The following is an 18,118-nucleotide window of genomic DNA, read 5'->3' as shown; positions in this document are numbered from 1 at the left end:
CACATCAAGCACTTGGCTTTTTAACACCGAATGAGTTTAAACAAACGGGATAAGCTCTATTCAGCAATTGATCACCCAAAAGGGGATAACACACTTTCACTACTGCTAACAAACGCCCAATCAAGGGAACTACTTGACGATCTCCTTCGGTCTCGATAATGGGCTTTACTATTCTTGCCATAGCATCAAGAAAACAAATAGGTAGGCTCACTTAAAGATTACATCGCTAGGATGGCGGTGGAAGAAATTTACTAAGTCGTTGAAGTGACCACAGTAGATAGACATGGTGTTATACTTTTACCCTCAATCAGTTGTTTATTGGTCGAGAGGAGTCTTTTGCAACTCATACAATCAAAATCTCACGTATTTGGCGCTGAATAGCCAAAATCTTACAAATAAAAAACAGCTGGAAAATCAGTATCTTAACTGTTACCTTCGTCGACATACTCAAATTTTATAGTATCGTTCAATGATTTAGGTTTTACAAAAAAACATATTTGTCTTCGCCAGGCAAAAGTATAATCCAATTTTGTAAATTAGCAAGGTCAAAATTACCTGCAATAATAGAGTCAAGAGTCCAAGTGATTTCGTAGATTAAGCTAGTTTTTGCCTCCTATCTTCTGTAAAGGATAAGATAGGAAAATTATAGGGTTAGGTTGGATTTTTATGTTTACGTCAAACCATGTTGCGCAAGAAGTCAATAAAATATCTTTTAGGTGGTACATACTTGATATTTTTCAACAATAATTTTTCAAACTTATGGAAACAATTATCCTTACAAAGGAAGAAGCACTGCAACTAGGGAACTTTCAATCTGGGTCAATTAATTTCGGCCCCTTAACAATCAACTGGAAAATTGATATTGGCATTCCTGAAATTATTGTGGATGCAACTCTTTACGGGGCTTCGATTGGGCATGTCGTCCTTAATAGGGAAGTACAAAGTGGTACGATTGGCGGATCGATCGGGATCGCGACAGCACAAGCGAAAATCGATGCTGATTTGGAGAAAAAACAACTATTATATGAGGTCTTAGTGAAGGTTCTTGGTCAAGTAATATTTGATAAGAAAGGTATACTTATCACCTGGTAGTGTCATTTAAAAAGGCTACGGAATCTGTCTAATAATTAACAACTATGGTAGAACAGTAACTAACCAATACTTTCAATAAAATAAATTGTGGTATTAATAAGGGGGCAGAACATACTGATTAGGATCCAATCCTAATACTTTCTCGCCAGATACTCGATGAGGCATAGATTGATTAGTAATACATTTTTTATAGGCTTCTGAAAAGGAACCTATAAAAATGTTTTGCTAATTGTTGCCCGCTGCGCGTTTCGATGGATAGATTCGGTTTGTTTTGATATGTAAATAACATTTTGCAATATTATTCATTCTGCCTTGTTAAGCGATTTCAGTGTAAAATTTTGGGTTCTTGGTCTGGAATTTACTGCAGTCGACTAATAGGATAGATCAATAGATTGTACTTTTCTCAAATTAGATTCTGAAATATTTTAGACAAGCAATGCCTTCCTTTACAAGACTAAGGTGAGGCATATATAAATTAAAGGAGTTGGGGTCGAGTGCTACCAACGAGCACGGGTTTGCGTTTGGAGGGATTTCTTGCAGAAAAGTTGGCCTAGCACCACAGCACGATTTATGACAAAATTGCGAAGTTTACACATCAGCCCGCCTGAACCAAAACTCTTGTCAGTAGATGCCCGTCTGAATGTCCAAATTGCTTCCGTATCACGACCGCAAATACTCTAACCGATTTGTTACATTTAAAGTAGTGTCAGAGTTTGCACTGTGTGACGAAATGAAGTCTTATTTTTTTGCAGAAATAATTTCTTTAGCAAAATTTATTCCTAATATCAGAAGAAAAACCTTTATAAATTTTGATTTATGAAGGTTTTTTTGTGTGAATTTCTAGCGTGTAGTTTTTGTACGATGGCTACCTATTCATTCCTTTACCTATTAGGTATGAACCGGATGATATTCCCATCAAAACAAACGCTAATTTGTCGAAATTAATATAGTTCATCAACGTCATTGACTCTTCGTGTGTTCTCGGGTCAATAAATTTAGTAAGGCTAAAGAAGAAGGCTACATAAACAATTACATAAACAAATGTAAATATCAGGTTCTGTAATCTTTCTACTGGCATTGTTTCGCCATCACCAGTTAACAAGTCGACCCAAAAACCTTTCGATTCCTTCTCAATTTTGAGTTTAGGTAAATCCTTATTCGCGGCTGACAATCCCTTTTCAATATTCTTAGTTATTTTATCCCTTTTATTTGCAAAGCTAACTTGCGTTAAGATACTAGAAGTTAAGGTTACACCGCCAGCAATTCCTAAAAGGATCAATGAAGTATCATTTATTGAAGGATCTAAGGGGAAGTGCCACCCCCAATGAATTGCAAAAAGTGGACAAATAACAGATGTCCAAAGCCATAGCTGGAATTTTGACAAGCTGTATGGTGAAGTATTGGAATTCGTTTCCCTTAAAATTTGGGTTTTGAAGACAACTATTAAGGCAATAGCTGCTACAATAATTGCTGTTGCAATTGAAATGTATGTAATTGAATCCATTTTTATTAAAGTTAACTACTGATAGAATTATTTTTATGCTACGCGTTAAATGTAATCGTTTGGGTCAAGTCCGTGAGTAGAGTGGTCGGAAGGTGAACTATATGTAACCCTTACTTGATCATGCGCCTCAAGGTGCAACTGTCGATTATTAATTTCCAAATATTCCAGTTTCCCCTACTTTATCTCCTTTTTTCACTTTGTCCCCATTTTTAGCAGACTGTTTGCTTAGATGGCAGTATGCAAATCCATACTTTCCCTACTTATTGTGAAACCTATTGCCACCCAACTTCCTAAGTCAAGGCCAAAACGAACATCTGTTACGGTTGCATCTTTATTTCAAAACTGTCTACGCCTATTTTAGCCTTAATATCAATTCCAGCCCAGAATTTTTTTGAGCCATCTGCATTCATCCTTGTGCATACAATTTTATCCTTGTTTGTGCCTATTGCCTATAACATTGTAGCTAGTGACTTGCTGCTTGGACTCGGAGCGTTATTCCAAGTTGGAGAGCCGTCACAAGGATTGGCTAAAACCGGTCATTTTTTTCTAAACTTTTTTCGTCGCAATCTCGATTTCGGAGAAATGATTTTGTAGATTTTGACTTTTAACATCTTTACAGATATCGTTGTGTCAATAACTTCAACCACGGTATACTGGCCGGCAGCCACGGATTTTAATGCATCATACCAAAGTTTTGTATTGGGAATCGTTATACCTATGCAACCTGCTGTACCCGGAGTATTCCCATCTGGATGAATTCCTATCTCAGTACGTGTTGTAGTAAATTGTGGCGTAAGGAGCTGGAACCAACAGTTACTCGGGTTGCTTTTATCACAATATGGAGCCTCTCCAGGTTTGTCCAGCAATACATTCCTTTTGGCATGGTAAAGCCCTGATTCTATAAACCCGTTACCAAAAGGTCCGGATACCGCATTAGCAGTTAATGATTTTTCAGTCCATGTCAATGTCCCTTCAGCTTTTGCTGCTGTTTTGCTTGTAATTGTAAATTTAATTGACATTATTTTATTTTTTAATTTTAATTGGTACCCTTTCACTCAAAATTGGCATCGCCAATGTATTGTCTTCTTTGATTTTGTTCTCTTCCGAAGTGCTGTCATCGTTTTCTTTACCAAACAATTCCTCCCATACATGTTCGCTAGTCTTTAGGGTATCATAGTCATCTGATTTTCTTACGACCATAATTCTAACATATCCTTCAGTGAAATTTTTAATTTCATTTCCTACTAGTATAAGTTTACCATCAACTATTTTTTCAAATCTAGGATGTACAGAAGTTAGTGGCAATATCTTGTTATTAATTTTATTTACAATAAAAGTATCGTAATAATTTTCAATTGGTAAACCACCAATGTCACTTTCTACGGTTGAAAATACTAAATACCAATTATGATAATGCCAAAATGTTTCTCCAAATTTATTGAAAAGATCGGAAGTGATATCATTCATTGGATTTGATGCATTAACGAACCCAATCTTTCTTACCTGATTCCTCCATTCAGTTGGAACAAACGAACCAACCGCTTTCATAAATTGCACCCATTGCGGGCTGCTCCATTTACTGGTTAAATCGAGAACCTTTTCGGGCCCATCATAAAGTTCCCTAATCATTTCATATCGTGTACTTAGCTTAAACATTGGCCAAAAGGCGTTTTTCGTATCGGCTTCATTACTGATGTGGGTGCTTAGTTTCTTACCTGAAATAATATAGGTACTCGAATTGATTTTGGCGTTGGTGGCATTAAAGTCAAATGTAAATCCAAGCGGTCCTACAAGATAGCTGTCGGGCACGATTAAGTAGTCGTTATCTTCAGTTTCAGTTAATTCCTCTGTTGTTATAGTTGGAAGCGAAAGCGTTGGGTCATAACCAGCTTCAGGATACACCTTACCTGTATTTGGGTCAACACTTTTGCGTATTCCCAAAGTAAGTTTTTGGGCAAGGCCGGCTTCTTTATATTGAACATCATCCAATACCAGCATTACGTCTGCAGTATCACATATCTCGTTTGCTTCTTCGATAGAATTGGTCAACGGAATGTAAAATCGCACAGTCGGGGTAGGTAAGGCTTCTTCTCTTTTAGATAATTTGAGATGGCGTTTCCAAGGATTGGCTGTTTTAATGACTTCTTTTCCATTTATCATTGTTTTTTCGATAGATATTTCGCCTCTAACGGATTTCTGATAGGTTGGTCCCAGCAATTCATAACGGTTGAAAATTTGTACCGCATAGCGCAAATACATGCAATGGTTATCAACCACGCCTTTGTATTCATGAACTATGTTGCTCATGTTCTTCCAGGAAGCCAGGATTCTTCCCTGGGTCTTTGTAGAGGTATAGTCAGGTCGTTCCGATAGCGTCCAGGCTTCAAATTTCATCGCCTCTGTTATGGAGTAAGTCCCATCCGGATTTTTTAATGGATCTAGTAAATTCCTCAATTTGGTAACATCAACATTAAGCTGCCTTCCATTCCATTCCCATTTTTGATGCTGCACCTCAACCCTGCTGTACAATCTGTATTTTTCTGAATTCTTTTCAATAATGGCCTTAACGGAATTCGCGTTCGATTTTTGTTTATTATCGTTAAATGTTGCGACAAATGGTAATTCATTATCAATTACTAAATGCTCCCAAAGTTGCTCAGGTGTGATTTTATTTTGAACAGTTGGCTCTGCAAGGGCAGTTTCAATGCAATGTTCGTCAAAAGCGATTTTATAATAAGTTTTGGTATCTATTTGAATACGTTCGACATTTCCTAAATCATATAAATTGTAAAGGCATTTATGGAATTTATAATGGTCAAGATTAGCAGAGTCAAAGTATTTTGTTTCGACCAGATTATAGATTTTAACAGAACAAATAGTTCCAGGTTTTAAGGTAATTCCAGTTTTGTCAATCTTAATGCTTTTTGCATCCTTATCGAATTTGATAGATACTTTTTTTGAGCCAATTAAATTTAGAACTTCATCATTGCCATCATGCGCTAAATCTTCGTATTTATAATTAAATGATTCAGGAGCCGGAGTTGGATTTATCATTGTATGTATTTCTACAATTTCAATACGTAGAAAATCACTCACTGCGGCATCAAAATAATCGATAAAGCGTTTGTTTCTTTTCTCTTCAGGCAGATTGTCTTCTTGGGGATTAAGGAGTTTATGTGCTTTTATACTGTCCTGTACATCTTTAATGCCATCATGTAAAAAAGAATAACAATCCCAGAAGGAAGTCCTTGGTCTTTCTACAGTTATATTGAAATTGCTATTAAAGTTTTCACTAGCAACAATCAGCTTATTACATCTCTTGTCCTCTTCTCCCGGTTTTTCAGGAAACAATTCAAAATACAATGGATTAAGTTGCGTTGGATATCCTTTAATACCTTTGACTTTTACTCCGGGAGCAGGTATTTTTTTTGTTCTGAGGTAATGATACTTCTCGGACTTATTTATAGCACTGTTTTCCGGATCCTCAATGAACTTATTGAGAATGGTCTTGTCGTCCCTAAGAACTTCCGGAAGCACACCGCTGTTCAGGACAGCCGCTGCAGCGAAATTGTACCAATAGCCATATAATAGTCCGTATGGATTGTTTTTCCGATCGTTTTCAAGATAGTAGGTAATGTTAGAATTCTCCCGTGTCCAAACTTCAGTTACCTCTTGATTAATACCCTCTATGGCAGCGGCAAGGGAAGCTTTGTCATTACTGATTTCCAGGAATATCTTTTGGGTTTCATTTTCAACTGGTAAATAGCCAGGGATTAAAAATGGAGATTCCAACGAAATTGGCATTCTTTTGCCAATGTTTACATTCGCCTTAGCCCAATTATTGTGCTTCCAATTACTAAAATTTACTTTATCATTTATTTTAGATCCCCTTGCAGTTAACAGCACATAACCACTCAACTCATCCAAAAGGTCATCTTTGACTGCAGGTGCCATCTGACTGGTCTTACCAATTTGAATACGAATCGGAACCTGGTCATTAGTGGGTTGGGTGTCTTTGTATTTTTCCTTAAGCTTCACAAGCGTGGAATTTTTCAATTCGGTTTCTGCTGCCACCCCAATGAATAAAGGAAACGCAGCGAACGTACCTTGTGTCCCGGTATATAAATCAATCACTTTTTTGGAAAGAGATTCCAAATCAAAGTCTTTAATTTCGTTTGATAAAAGATATCCTAATAAATTGAAACTGGCATCGGGTGCAAGCTTTTGAAACAGAATATGCCTGTACCACAAGGCATTGAGGTTGATATTGTTTATTGACTCAATTGGGATTGCAATTGTCCCATTCACTTTTTTTACATTGATCGTTTTGTTGGCTAAATCCAGAGAGGTTTCAATGGCATCATCGAATGTTTTAATATTCCGTACTATGGTTAAAAACAAGACATTAAAATCACTTTCATTTGAAATGCCGTTAAGTTGATCCAACATAGCAAAGAGCTCAGTAGCTTTAATTTTATCTGCGCTAACCGCGTCATAGGTATCAGGGTTAAGGTCTATGCCGGCATTATCCTTTGCTAGGGCAAATTTTTCTAATAGTACCTGTACGTTTATCGAACTAAAAGATGCAATATTGTCTTTTATTTTTTTTGCTTCATCATTTAATTCAGCACGAAAAACTTCGAGTTCTTTAGTATCCTGAATACCACTCGCAGCTATGGCGTTAATGTTGTACGCCTCCAATATACTATCAACGTATTCAGGAATATGGCTGAACGGGTTTTGGAAGTAAAGAATGGCTTGTTCAATCTTTTCCTTAGGTTTAGTGCGATTAACGAAATTGGCGATTAGGTTTTTGTATTTTTCGACTTTGTCCTGATTTTCCTCATTCGGTTTTATGAAGTCAATAAAGTAATCCCTCATATCCAGAATGGATGCAAGGGTTTCGCTAAATTGTACTTTCCAGTCGTTATCCTGTTCTATCGCTACGGTTACTTCACCCACATACCTTCCGTCTTTTCTAATTTGGACATTGCCACTATCATAATCCCCTTTCGGCATTTCGGTCGGCATAGTGAAGGCTACTCGTTGGATTTCTGTACCGGCAGCTTCCGATTTATTAGTATAGCTTAATTGAGCTAATTTATCCACAAAACTTGGCATGTTATCCTTAGGAGAATACCAGAGAGAGGTTTTGATGTCAGATACTGGAAAAAATACAAAACCCTCATTTTTAGGCACTTCTTCGTAAAATGAATTGAGGTTTTCATAATCCAGTTCTTCCTCTGTAGATAGATATAGAAAATCAAGGACTTCATTCAAAGGAAATAGTTTTTGTGCCATTTGCGAAATCATACTGTGCGTTTTGCCAGTTTTAGGTTTATCCGCAGTTACGTAATTTTCGTCTATCTCAATTTCGTTGTCAGCAGTGACATTAAGTTCCAAATGTTCCTTATGACTGATCTGCTCTTCAAGCTGGATTGCATAATAATCCGCGATTTCTTTCACGTCATTTTTACTAACTTTTGGTGCGGGCTGTATCTTAAAATCAAAGGATGCTCCGATAACCTTATAGCCAACAGCGGTATTAATAACACACCAGCACCGAATAATTGTAGGCCTATCTAAATTTGAATTCTTCCATGGAAGCAGATGGTTTGCTAATTCCTTAATTTCATTCTTACTTGGATCTAAACCGTTGAGATCATAGGAGTTACCCACAGAAAGTAAGGAAATCTTATGTAAAAGCTTAGGCTGCATTTCAAGGTTAAAGTCGATATAAGAGCTGTCAAAAGACAGTTGTAAGGTTACTGTTGACATAATTCTTTAATTTAATGAAGCTGAAATTGATTCGGAGCGGCCATTGCTGACGCTTTTTGATTCGCCTTTTAATATTTGCGTATGCGACTTGCTTACCTTAATTGTTACAAATGAGCAGATTTTAATTTTACATTTTACGGTACCTACACCATACAATACGGTTCCGTTTCCGTCGGACAAGTAATTGATGGATAAGCGTAGTGCCAGGTAAATTGAAATTAACCCAAGAATATCTACCACTCCAATGATCGCGATGAATATTTCAATTCGTGTACCACCACCGGTACCGCTGGTGTATTCTACTTCAATTCCGGCCAATATCATAATGGTTCCGCTAATCCATCCTGCACTTAGCGAAAATGCCGCGCTGGCATGCACGCTCATGATAAAGTTTACCTGAATCGCTCCGCTCACGGAAGGTTTGTAACGGAAATTACAATCGATAAAACCACCGCCTCCGAGTATGAAAGCGGTAAAGTTGAATGGCAAATCGCGTTTACCGAAATAGAATCCCAAACCAACCATAAAGTCGAGTTTGAGATTAGGAAGATTACTATCATCAATGGCTTTCATGATGAAATTACCGCCAAACGAAAGATTGGACATTGACGTTGGTCCGCCTCCAATGGAAAGTGGCGGCAAATCTAACGTCGCTTTTGCTCCGATAGGTAATTCCAGTTTTTTTCCTCCAATGTCTCTGCTGATTTTAATTAATTCTAATTTAAAAGGAGATCCATTTTTATCATCTGCAGGAGCTGAGGTTTTGATATTTTGTGATGCATCGGTCAGTACTTTCAATAATCCCGGCATTTCCATCCTGCTCGGATCGAGATCAAAATCGTATTTGCCGTTTTTAAAGCTTACTACCGTATCTCTGAATAACATCAGCGGAGCGCCCGATAAGGATATTTTAAAAGTAGCCCTAAGCGAACCTGTATTTTCGCTTTTTCGGTTCCGGTCAATGTCAAGCGATTCATAGGCTTGGGCGGTAATTACCGCATTGCGGAGCATCGTTACCTTTACGGGACCAATATTCATAAACGTATTGTCTTCGGCAAACGTATAGTTTACATCAGCCCTTACCCAAGCTTTTAGGGCTTCCTTATCGAGGTCGTGCGTAATTTTTACTGCTTTCATAAAAGCATCATTTCCTTTCAGAAAAGGAAACAGCTTGTCAAATTTAATTCCACCCAAATCATTTAACAGATTGGAAATTGGAAATTGATGCGAAAATGATTTTGCAAAATCATTTCCCCATTCTTTTAAAGGCGCCACAAATCGCTCTTCAAGGGCTGCATATGGCATGGTGACTCCCATCGAGTTTAAGCCGTCATTCAGCTTTTGGAGTTTACCCATGACGGGGGTAAGCAATAACCTAGGTGCTTTAGTTTGGTTGAAGTTGAAAACCAATTCAATGGTTTGCCTGTTGAAGCCCAAATCTACCGCTTTTATTTCCTCAAACACCGAGCGGTAATTGAATAAGGTGGTTTCAAATTCCTGCTCCAAATCTTTATACACATCCTTCAACTGAACAGCCTCGTAATAAGCTCTGGTTACATCGCCGATTACCTTACCGAAATCCTCACTAATGGCTTTCGAGAGTTCATTGGCTTTTTTAATGATGGCGTCGGTATTGCGGGAATCAACCAAGTTTTCTAAGTCAGCAATTTCAGCGTAGATTTCTTTTAATTGATCAAAGTTTTCTTCAATAGTTTTTTTTATTTCATCCTCCGATTTTCCTAATAGGTTTTTTACCAAAGTCTTAAAATCGGTAATTTGCGATTTTAACCATTGGTCTCCCTGATCGAAAAGATGCGCTAATGGGGGAACTTTACGACTGTCATCCTTTTTATAATCTTTAATCAGGAAGTCTTGGATTGACGGTATCATCGCATCGGTGATTTGCTTTACGCTAACAAACTTATTGTCATCGATTGGTTTAAAGAAATCCTCAATCAGTGTTATTATTTCCGCATTTCCGGCTTTGATTTGGTCTTCAAAGCCTGTAATTACGGCAATTACCTTATCCCTTTCTGTTTTTAGGATGGTCCTAAAATCTTTAACAATTTGCTCTATTGAAAGCGCGACGTTACCAACCTCTGTCATAAGGATATTCCTGTAGTCATCCAGGCCTTTTGCAAGCTCTTTTATAATCTTGTTAAGTTCTGTTTTTATTTCTGCTTTGGCTTCTTCAAGGCTAAATGGTTTGGTATCCAATTTCTGAAGAAAATCGGAAATAGGTGCTTTTACCTTATCGTCGACCTGTTTTTCGACTTGTTTCCTTACTTTGTCTTTGATATGATTATTGACCTTGATTTTAGCGAATATATCATCAATTTGCTTCGCTACTTTAGCTTCAATCTCACTGTTGACTTTAGCCTTAAATTGTGCCAAAGTAGTTGCCGGATCAGGAATGGCGTCTATTGCTGCCGAAGCGGTTGCAAGGAAGTCCGAAAGCTTGTTTTGGATATCAGTATATTCCCTTAGCAGATAAGCATCAATCTTGTCCGTTTCGGTATTCAGCAATTTGCCCAGGCCATTCAAATTGATGTCGATATGGCTATTTAGGTCGGTAATATTGTTTTTAAAGAATGTTATGCGGTCAAGTACTACCTCTTTTAAGTTTTGTGTTGCGTTTTCGTGTAACTCGAGGAATTCTTTTCTTACTTCGCCAAATAGCAGGTTGAAATTCTTATCAATGGCGCCAATCCCTTCATCTACCTCTCTGGTCAACTGGAACCACAAGGCCGTTGTTGGGATTTCCCAAATTTTGTTGACATTATTAGAATTAAATGAGGTAAGATTTAAATATTTTAGTTTTGGCTCCTGGTTAAAATTTTTAAAAATTTCCTCGAAGGAATCAGCAGCTTTATGTGCCATCGAAAAATGGGACGCTATCGCCTGCTGTATTTTTTCGGTTTTCAGTCCCGCCGGATTGGTTAAAATTTCTTCTTTATAGCCTATGGCTTTATCACTTAGGTAATTGTGGAAAATAGGAATGTGTTTTTGCGCGTCAGCGCCCAATTTAACTCCGGCAATAATATCCTTATCTTTTTTGATGACCGGCTGTCGTTGCATGGTTACCGTACGCAGCTTACCTACTACCTGCGAGTCCTTATTGTACGCACCATTTGCCGAAATCAATACGTCGGACGGAACAATCCTAAACGTGTAGCGTTCAAAGCCCGGTAATACATCCACCGGACTTGGCAGCGGCGTATTTACCAGTTTGGAGTCTTCCTTATTTAGGCAAGGCTCTGCCTTCAGGTAAATGTGTTCAAATGGCTGTAGCGTATAGTCAACATCCAGTACACTTGGCCATTCGTCGGTGGCGGCGGTAATAAGTTTGTCGCCCACACTAGGTCTTGTGTCGGTATAGAAATAAAGATTTTCCGGATTGACGAGGTTACAAAGCACATCGGTTAACTGCGACTCTTTTGAGGCCAATACCGAAAGCATGATTTGTGGAAAAAGATAGATACTCTTATCTGCATTTGGATTCCATAAGGGCACTTCCCAGCCAATAGGTTCTGTTTGATCACGTCTGGAAACATCTCGACCCCAACTTGATGAAACCGGTATTTTTTTCGATTTGAAACGGGTTCCCAAAATAGACCCCGCAGAAGAAGGTTCCGCTCCAAATTCAGGATAGTTGCGTTCAGGTTCTAAAATCTCAACAAATTCACGGACCTTACGCATAATAACACGGCCTACGTTTTCAGTATTTCTGAATTGTTTTGAAGGCACTACGGTGCGTTCATATTCGATAACATGTTTGGCCTTATTCCAAAACACGCCTATACGGCCAATACGTTCCACCGCGTAAAAATGGGTACGCCCCAGGCTGGTAGTCGATTTTATTATCGTTTTATCATTGTTAAATCGGGCTACGATTTTTCCGTAACCTCCTTGGGAACTAAAGGCTAGGTTTTCAATCTCACCCGACGAAGAACCTTTTTGTAATCCGGTTCCCCAAAGCTCTTTATACACTGCCATCGATTCAAAACCAAAGTTGAATCCACCAGTAAGCCCTTCATCGGCATGATAGTTTTTATAAATATCTTCCAGGTAATCAGGAATCAGGTCATTCCCTTTTTTATCCACGAACGGCCATTTCAACTTTGCGCCTTTAATTTTGCCTTCATTATTCTCAACTCTGAAATAGTAATCGATTCCTTCGGTAAACTTGGCAGGCTGGAATTTATCTTTTCCGGAAACTTCATAAATAGCCAGTCTAGAATTGAAAAGTGCCATTAAACGTATAAAATCAGAATATGCTTTTTCGAATGCCTCATTTTGCTCTTTATCGCTCTGCCATACAATTCTTCCTCTTGGAGCTTTGACCAGTTGACCTAACTTATTCTCCAATTCGGCAATAAAGGCATCCTTGTTTTCAAAATGTGCATTCAGGCCATAAAGCAATTCAAATTGGGCTTTCAATAACTTACGTCCTGGACTGGAATCACCATAATTTCCAAACAGATAGTGTAAATTCCATGGAGCGGTTACCATTTGGCGGTTGAGTTGCTCGTTAGCTATCTGCAACTGTGCAGGAGGGCCGAATTTAAATTGTACCTCTTTAGTATCTTCAGGTTCTCCTTTTATTATTGTAATATCGTTTTCCTTATTTGTTTTTCGGAAAGCCTCTCCGATTATCTGCGGAGGAAAAGTAACGGTAATTCCGGTTTCGTTGGCAGCCTCATTCAATATTTCCCAAACACCGCCGTCGGCTGATAAATTATTTTTACGGGCAACAATCCATTTACCATTGTCCTGTTGCGGATCGGTTCCGAAAGGAGTTTCAATCTTTAACGCGGTTTGTGGTTGGGTGCCTAACACCACGGCGCCCAGCTTAGCCTTTTTTGTATCCTGCTGTGCTTGAAAGTTGTTTACTTCAATTTCAACAGAGAAATTATAATCCTGTCCTACATTGATGTTTTCACTCAATGATAGGTAATATTTTTGGCTATTTTCAGGTGAGAAAATCGGAATAATCAATGGAAGTATTGGGCGAATGGTGCCCGAGTTCACCAAAGAACTGCTGTCGTCATCGGCAATAAATCGATCTTGTTGCGACAAATCGCTCGAAAGCGGTGTAATTAGGCTTACAGGTAATTTAAAATCCTCGATGCTGAAACATGGAATGATACTGTCGTTACCTTCCAATCCTTCATGCCATTCCCAGAAATAAAATGGCTTTTGAGCTTTCTGGAGCTGGAGCGAGAAGTAGATTCTTCCCTCTACTTTTTGGGTATTATCTAGCGTAAACGCAAAAGAGCCATCATTGAAAATACCCTCTTTGGTTGCTTTCTGAGTGCCCTCGGCCTCTACTTTAAATCCAAAAAAGGTTCCATTATCTAACTCTCTACCAATGCCTTCTGAAGTAAAGTTAAATGATTCAAAATCAAAATAGTCAGTTAATTCATATTCAATTCCGTCAGTGATCAAGTTTTTTCTGTTAAAATCACTTAGTCTAAAATTGGGTAATTTTATTGATTGTCTTTCCAAAAGTACTTCGTCCAACTTGTCAATGCTTATAACTGGTTCAGGGGGATTATTGAATAGTCTCAAGTATTTAAATGAAACTTTTTCATTCAAGATGATATGCTCGGAAACAATCTGATTAAGATTGGAAAAGATAAACTTGTCTAAGATTGGACTTATGCTTTCCTGTCCAGATCTATTCAAATTAGACCTTGAACGGGCAGTATTTTCAAAAATATCCAAGATGCCCCTATTAAGACCTCCTGGAATCCAGGAAATAATATGTCTAGTTGGATTTTGATTAAATCTGTTTATCTGAAAGAAATATACCTGAGCATACTTCTTATTTATTAATGCAACAAGTTTTCCAGCAGTTACTTTTGGGTGTACGTACTTAAAAAAAGGAGATAAATTTTGTCCATTTCCATCAATATTCCCTTCTTTGATAAACCAGGAATTATATTTTTGTAAGGGTGTGTGAACTTCGTCATAATCGATTTTTGCTAGATTATAGGAGAGGTATTTGTTTTTGGTGGTGTAACCTTTTAAAGAAAGTTTATTATTTTCTACCGAAAAAGTATTAGTATTCTTGTTTGGAAAAATTGTGTCGTCCAAAAGCCCTTTTTTTCTCCATATAATAGGGCAATCGGTTCCGACCGCTTGATTACCTGTACCCTCGTCTTGTAAATTGATGGAAAGCACTATTTTGTTTTCGCCATCATGTTTTTTTTCCCTTATTCCCACCCAAATTCCGAAATCATGTTTTTTCCCCATCATATCAACTATATCACATTGGATGCCCTTGAAATGGAGCAGTTTTGTGGTAGTCAAAATACTGGCTGAGTCCGTTAACCATACGGTTAAAACTTTGTCTTTTTTTTCTTGGATTTTTTCCAAGATGGTATGCCTGGTAAAAGGTGTTTCTTCACTTAGGCTTAATTCACTGCCCTGAAAATTAAGATAATGACTAAACTCTAGAGACTTTTCCGGCAGGAAATCATTGTAACTATTCCAATCGGAGCATTTTGCCTGATTAACTATATTGATATAACAGCTATTGAATTGTTTAGTGAGTATAAGATCCTTATCTGGAGATTCCGGATCGTTATAGCGCAATTTATATAGGTTTTCTTCTTTTGTGTAACTCAATGGGATTATCCACAAGGGGGTTTCATTGGCCCATTTTGGTTTTTTTTTTGCATCGTGGTCATAAATCAAATCCTTAAAATCATTATCTCCAGTTGTCGGCACTGGTTTTTTAGTTCCTACAAATACACCAAACGCTTCGCGATTATCTCCTGATTCAAATCTATAGATAAACAGAGGCTTTAGGTGATTTGCTAGTAAATAGTTTTGAATTGTCATAACTTTTCAATTTTTGCTATTATTAGAATAATATGACCTTACTATTAGGCGAATGGCGTTTGGAAAATATTTTCGTATGCAAGTAAGTTTTTCCAAATTTGGCTAAACCTTTTTAGCCGGTCGGTTTCATACTTGCTTTTACTAATTTTGTCCGTGGATATTGTTCCGTATTATTACTGTTAACGATTTATAGATTGGCGAAGCAGCGGAAATCGGAGCGAAAGTGTTCATTAACATACATAAACAAATCGAGAAATACCGTTCAATCTCCTACTGAAGAACCATTTTACAAAACTTTTGTTAGTAATTCCACGTTCTCGACTTGTCTGCATAATTGCTATAATTTTTGTGATAGTACCATACATTGTCTTTATATGTATGTTCAAAAATGGGAGTATTGATTTGACACAAGTGACTTAGGATTTTGTGTAATATCAGAGTTAAATTGATGAAGACGTTTATCGACCCTTCTCCTCACTGGATTCTCAAATATTTCTTCCTTCATTTTATGCCGATTGAGCGAGTAAATATTCATTGATGTAAGCTTGTGGGCGGTACACCAATGATGTACCTTTCTCAGCCGAGCATCTCTATATTCCTAGAATTTACCAACTACTTTCGTTTAGAAGATAATTTAATTGGAAAAGTTGCTCGGAGCTATTGATTTTTTCTTCTTTGTAACAGGCTTATTAGAATAAAATTTAGGCAATCAATAATATGGCATATTTTACTCTATCTCTTGTATTTTAACTTTGGCCGACTGTCTGAATATCAACAAACAAATTAACTCAGAATATGTGGAATGGGTATATTGTTACAGGCCGAGCGAAAATTTCAAAAATTCAAGCAAATCTAAACGACTCATGAGCTAGCACGGCCGAACATACTGACATATAAGTAAACAAGTGAGAGTAGGAGGTTGTTTAATTTGGTCGTATTTAGCTTTTAATCATATAAGATTGAAAATATAGAACTCAAACAAAAACCGTATAATAATTGCCAAAACAATAAATTAGGACTTTCGTTTAGATATGGCATGAACTTTTGCCTTTGATCGACGCATTAGTTTTTAGGCTTCACATTTTGTTATTAAAATTAGGTAGCGAGGGATTTGAACGGTTGACTTAACGGACTGAAAATCAGCGAGGCCTCTAACTTTTGATAATCTCTTCCATGATGCGCGAAAAGATCAGAAATTTAACCGGTAAAACTTTCAACTATTTGATTTTTAGTGAGTTTGGAAGGGAGTGCTAGGTTGACTCATGGATCTGGTAGAAAATGCAGTAGGAATAGGTTTCTATTTCAAGCCTTGGCAAGCCTATTCTGCATGTTCTGATATACCTAAAGATAATTCGTTTTAGAACGACCATTCAAGAATGAGGCATTGACCAAGCGATCGACCTCTGCTGTTGATATCGGCCTGTGCACTCGGGCGCGTAAGGGGAGCGGGGGCATGGTAATCTTGTTAGAATGGCTACCGCAGGCTTTTATCTGGTAAGAAGTCCTTGGGAGAAAGATTGAAATAATGCGCCAATTTATCGATATGTTTGAGATTGTATTTGGCTCGATGATTGGTGCTTTCCGCATTGCTGATAAAGGCTTTGGTCGTTCCAAGAATACTGGCTATGTCGTCTTGCAGCAAATTATTATTTATACGTAGTTCCCTTACGTAATCTATCACGTACTGTTCTATTCTGCCGATGTTATCCTGGTCCTTCATGCTCGGGACTAAGTACGGGAAGCATAAAAATTTTCAGTACACATATGTGTGTCTTTTGGTAACTTTAGTTATATTTGTTGAAGTAATTGCCCGCTTGCCGATATGTCGTTCGTCAACAAATCGGCCATCAAGTTATTCTCAATACTATGGCACTTCATCAAATCAATCAGACGTCTGTACGCAACGAGCAATACTTGCAGCTTTTCCGAAGCGGTGACGAGCGCGCACTTAATTATTTTTACAAGCGGACTTATGGTAGTCTGCTCTACGTTGGCAGGGGCCTAGTCAATGACGAGTTCCTGGTAAGCTGCGTTCTACACGAATGTTACCTGAAAGTATGGGCACACCGCGATAAGATTGAAAGCTTCCCTCATGCATACCGGTTTATACGCCTCAACCTCCGTTGGCAACTCTTGAAACAGGTCCAAAAGCCGGCATATCAGATATACCGGAAAATGACGGAAATAGATCACTTGGAACCTTTCCTGGGCGAAAAGCCAGATGTGGAAAGCTATTTCAGAGACGGCAGCGAAGGGAAAAGATGGGAAGAAATCTCGAAAGCGATCTCATTTCTGCCCAAACAGCGCCAGTTGATAGCCAGCCTTCATTTCCAGGACGGACACAGCGCGCGCGAGGTAGCAAAAAGAATAGGAGCGAATACCTTGCATGTGAGCTGCGAAATTCAAAAAGCCATGGAAGAGCTTAAGAGGATTGTAGCACCCAGTACGACTGTTCCCGTAAGGCAAGTGAAACAATTCTATCCTTACGATCATATTCTGAGTAGTGAGCAGGCTCAGGTGTTTGCGCTCAGGCAAGAGCAGAAAAAGTCCTTCGCCGATATCGCCTTAATACTAGGCTACCCGCAGACCCAGGTACAACAGCATTATATCAAAGCATACCAGCTTATCAAAAATTACTGGAAGCAAAACGGGCGCTAGGTCATGGAAAAACTTTTCACAACCAGAAAGATCCGTCTTTTGATCGATTCGGATGACATTGATCAGAAGAACAAGATTTTGGATACGCTCTACCAATGGCGTTACATCTGTTTCAAGGCTGCCAACCAGATCTATACCCATCACTATGTCCAACAGCAGCTCAGGGAAATGCTCTATCTGACCGAAGGTGTAAGGGCAAGGCTATCTGATATCAAAAAGGACGAGTATGGGATGCTG

At 38.2% G+C, this 18,118-nt stretch carries 8 protein-coding genes; 3 read left to right on the top strand and 5 right to left on the bottom strand.

The window, feature by feature from the left end; all coding sequences use genetic code 11:
- Positions 1-759 precede the first annotated feature (759 nt).
- A complete protein-coding gene (locus LZD49_RS34645; RefSeq protein ID WP_234673117.1) occupies positions 760-1,092 on the top strand; it encodes a hypothetical protein in 333 nt (110 codons plus the stop codon).
- An 865-nt stretch (positions 1,093-1,957) separates the two neighbouring features.
- On the opposite strand, the gene LZD49_RS34640 is transcribed toward LZD49_RS34645, so the two are convergent.
- The 5 genes from LZD49_RS34640 to LZD49_RS34620 form a co-directional block, all read right to left on the bottom strand.
- Complete coding sequence (locus LZD49_RS34640) at positions 1,958-2,596, bottom strand: hypothetical protein (protein WP_234673116.1); 639 nt, start codon at positions 2,594-2,596, stop codon at positions 1,958-1,960.
- A gap of 536 nt (positions 2,597-3,132) precedes the next feature.
- Positions 3,133-3,615: a hypothetical protein gene (locus LZD49_RS34635; RefSeq protein ID WP_234673114.1), complete on the bottom strand. Its 483-nt coding sequence runs from the start codon at positions 3,613-3,615 to the stop codon at positions 3,133-3,135.
- Between the two features lie 4 nt (positions 3,616-3,619).
- Positions 3,620-8,374, bottom strand: coding sequence for a hypothetical protein (locus LZD49_RS34630; RefSeq protein WP_234673112.1), 4,755 nt, complete (start codon positions 8,372-8,374; stop codon positions 3,620-3,622).
- Positions 8,375-8,380: 6 nt separating this feature from the next.
- A complete protein-coding gene (locus LZD49_RS34625; protein ID WP_234673111.1) occupies positions 8,381-15,223 on the bottom strand; it encodes a hypothetical protein in 6,843 nt (2,280 codons plus the stop codon).
- A 1,474-nt stretch (positions 15,224-16,697) separates the two neighbouring features.
- Entirely contained in the window at positions 16,698-16,943 is a 246-nt protein-coding gene (locus LZD49_RS34620) for a helix-turn-helix transcriptional regulator (RefSeq protein WP_234673109.1), read from the bottom strand.
- Between the two features lie 146 nt (positions 16,944-17,089).
- Between LZD49_RS34620 and LZD49_RS34615 the strand changes: the two genes are divergently transcribed.
- Both LZD49_RS34615 and LZD49_RS34610 read left to right on the top strand, forming a co-directional pair.
- Positions 17,090-17,881: an RNA polymerase sigma factor gene (locus LZD49_RS34615; protein WP_234673107.1), complete on the top strand. Its 792-nt coding sequence runs from the start codon at positions 17,090-17,092 to the stop codon at positions 17,879-17,881.
- Positions 17,882-17,884: 3 nt separating this feature from the next.
- Positions 17,885-18,118, top strand: a 234-nt coding sequence (locus LZD49_RS34610) for a hypothetical protein (RefSeq protein ID WP_234673105.1), incomplete at its 3' end; no start/stop codon positions are given.

It is taken from the genome of Dyadobacter sp. CY261, assembly GCF_021440085.1.
Lineage (GTDB): Bacteria > Bacteroidota > Bacteroidia > Cytophagales > Spirosomataceae > Dyadobacter.
This window is presented reverse-complemented; position numbering and strand designations above follow the sequence as displayed.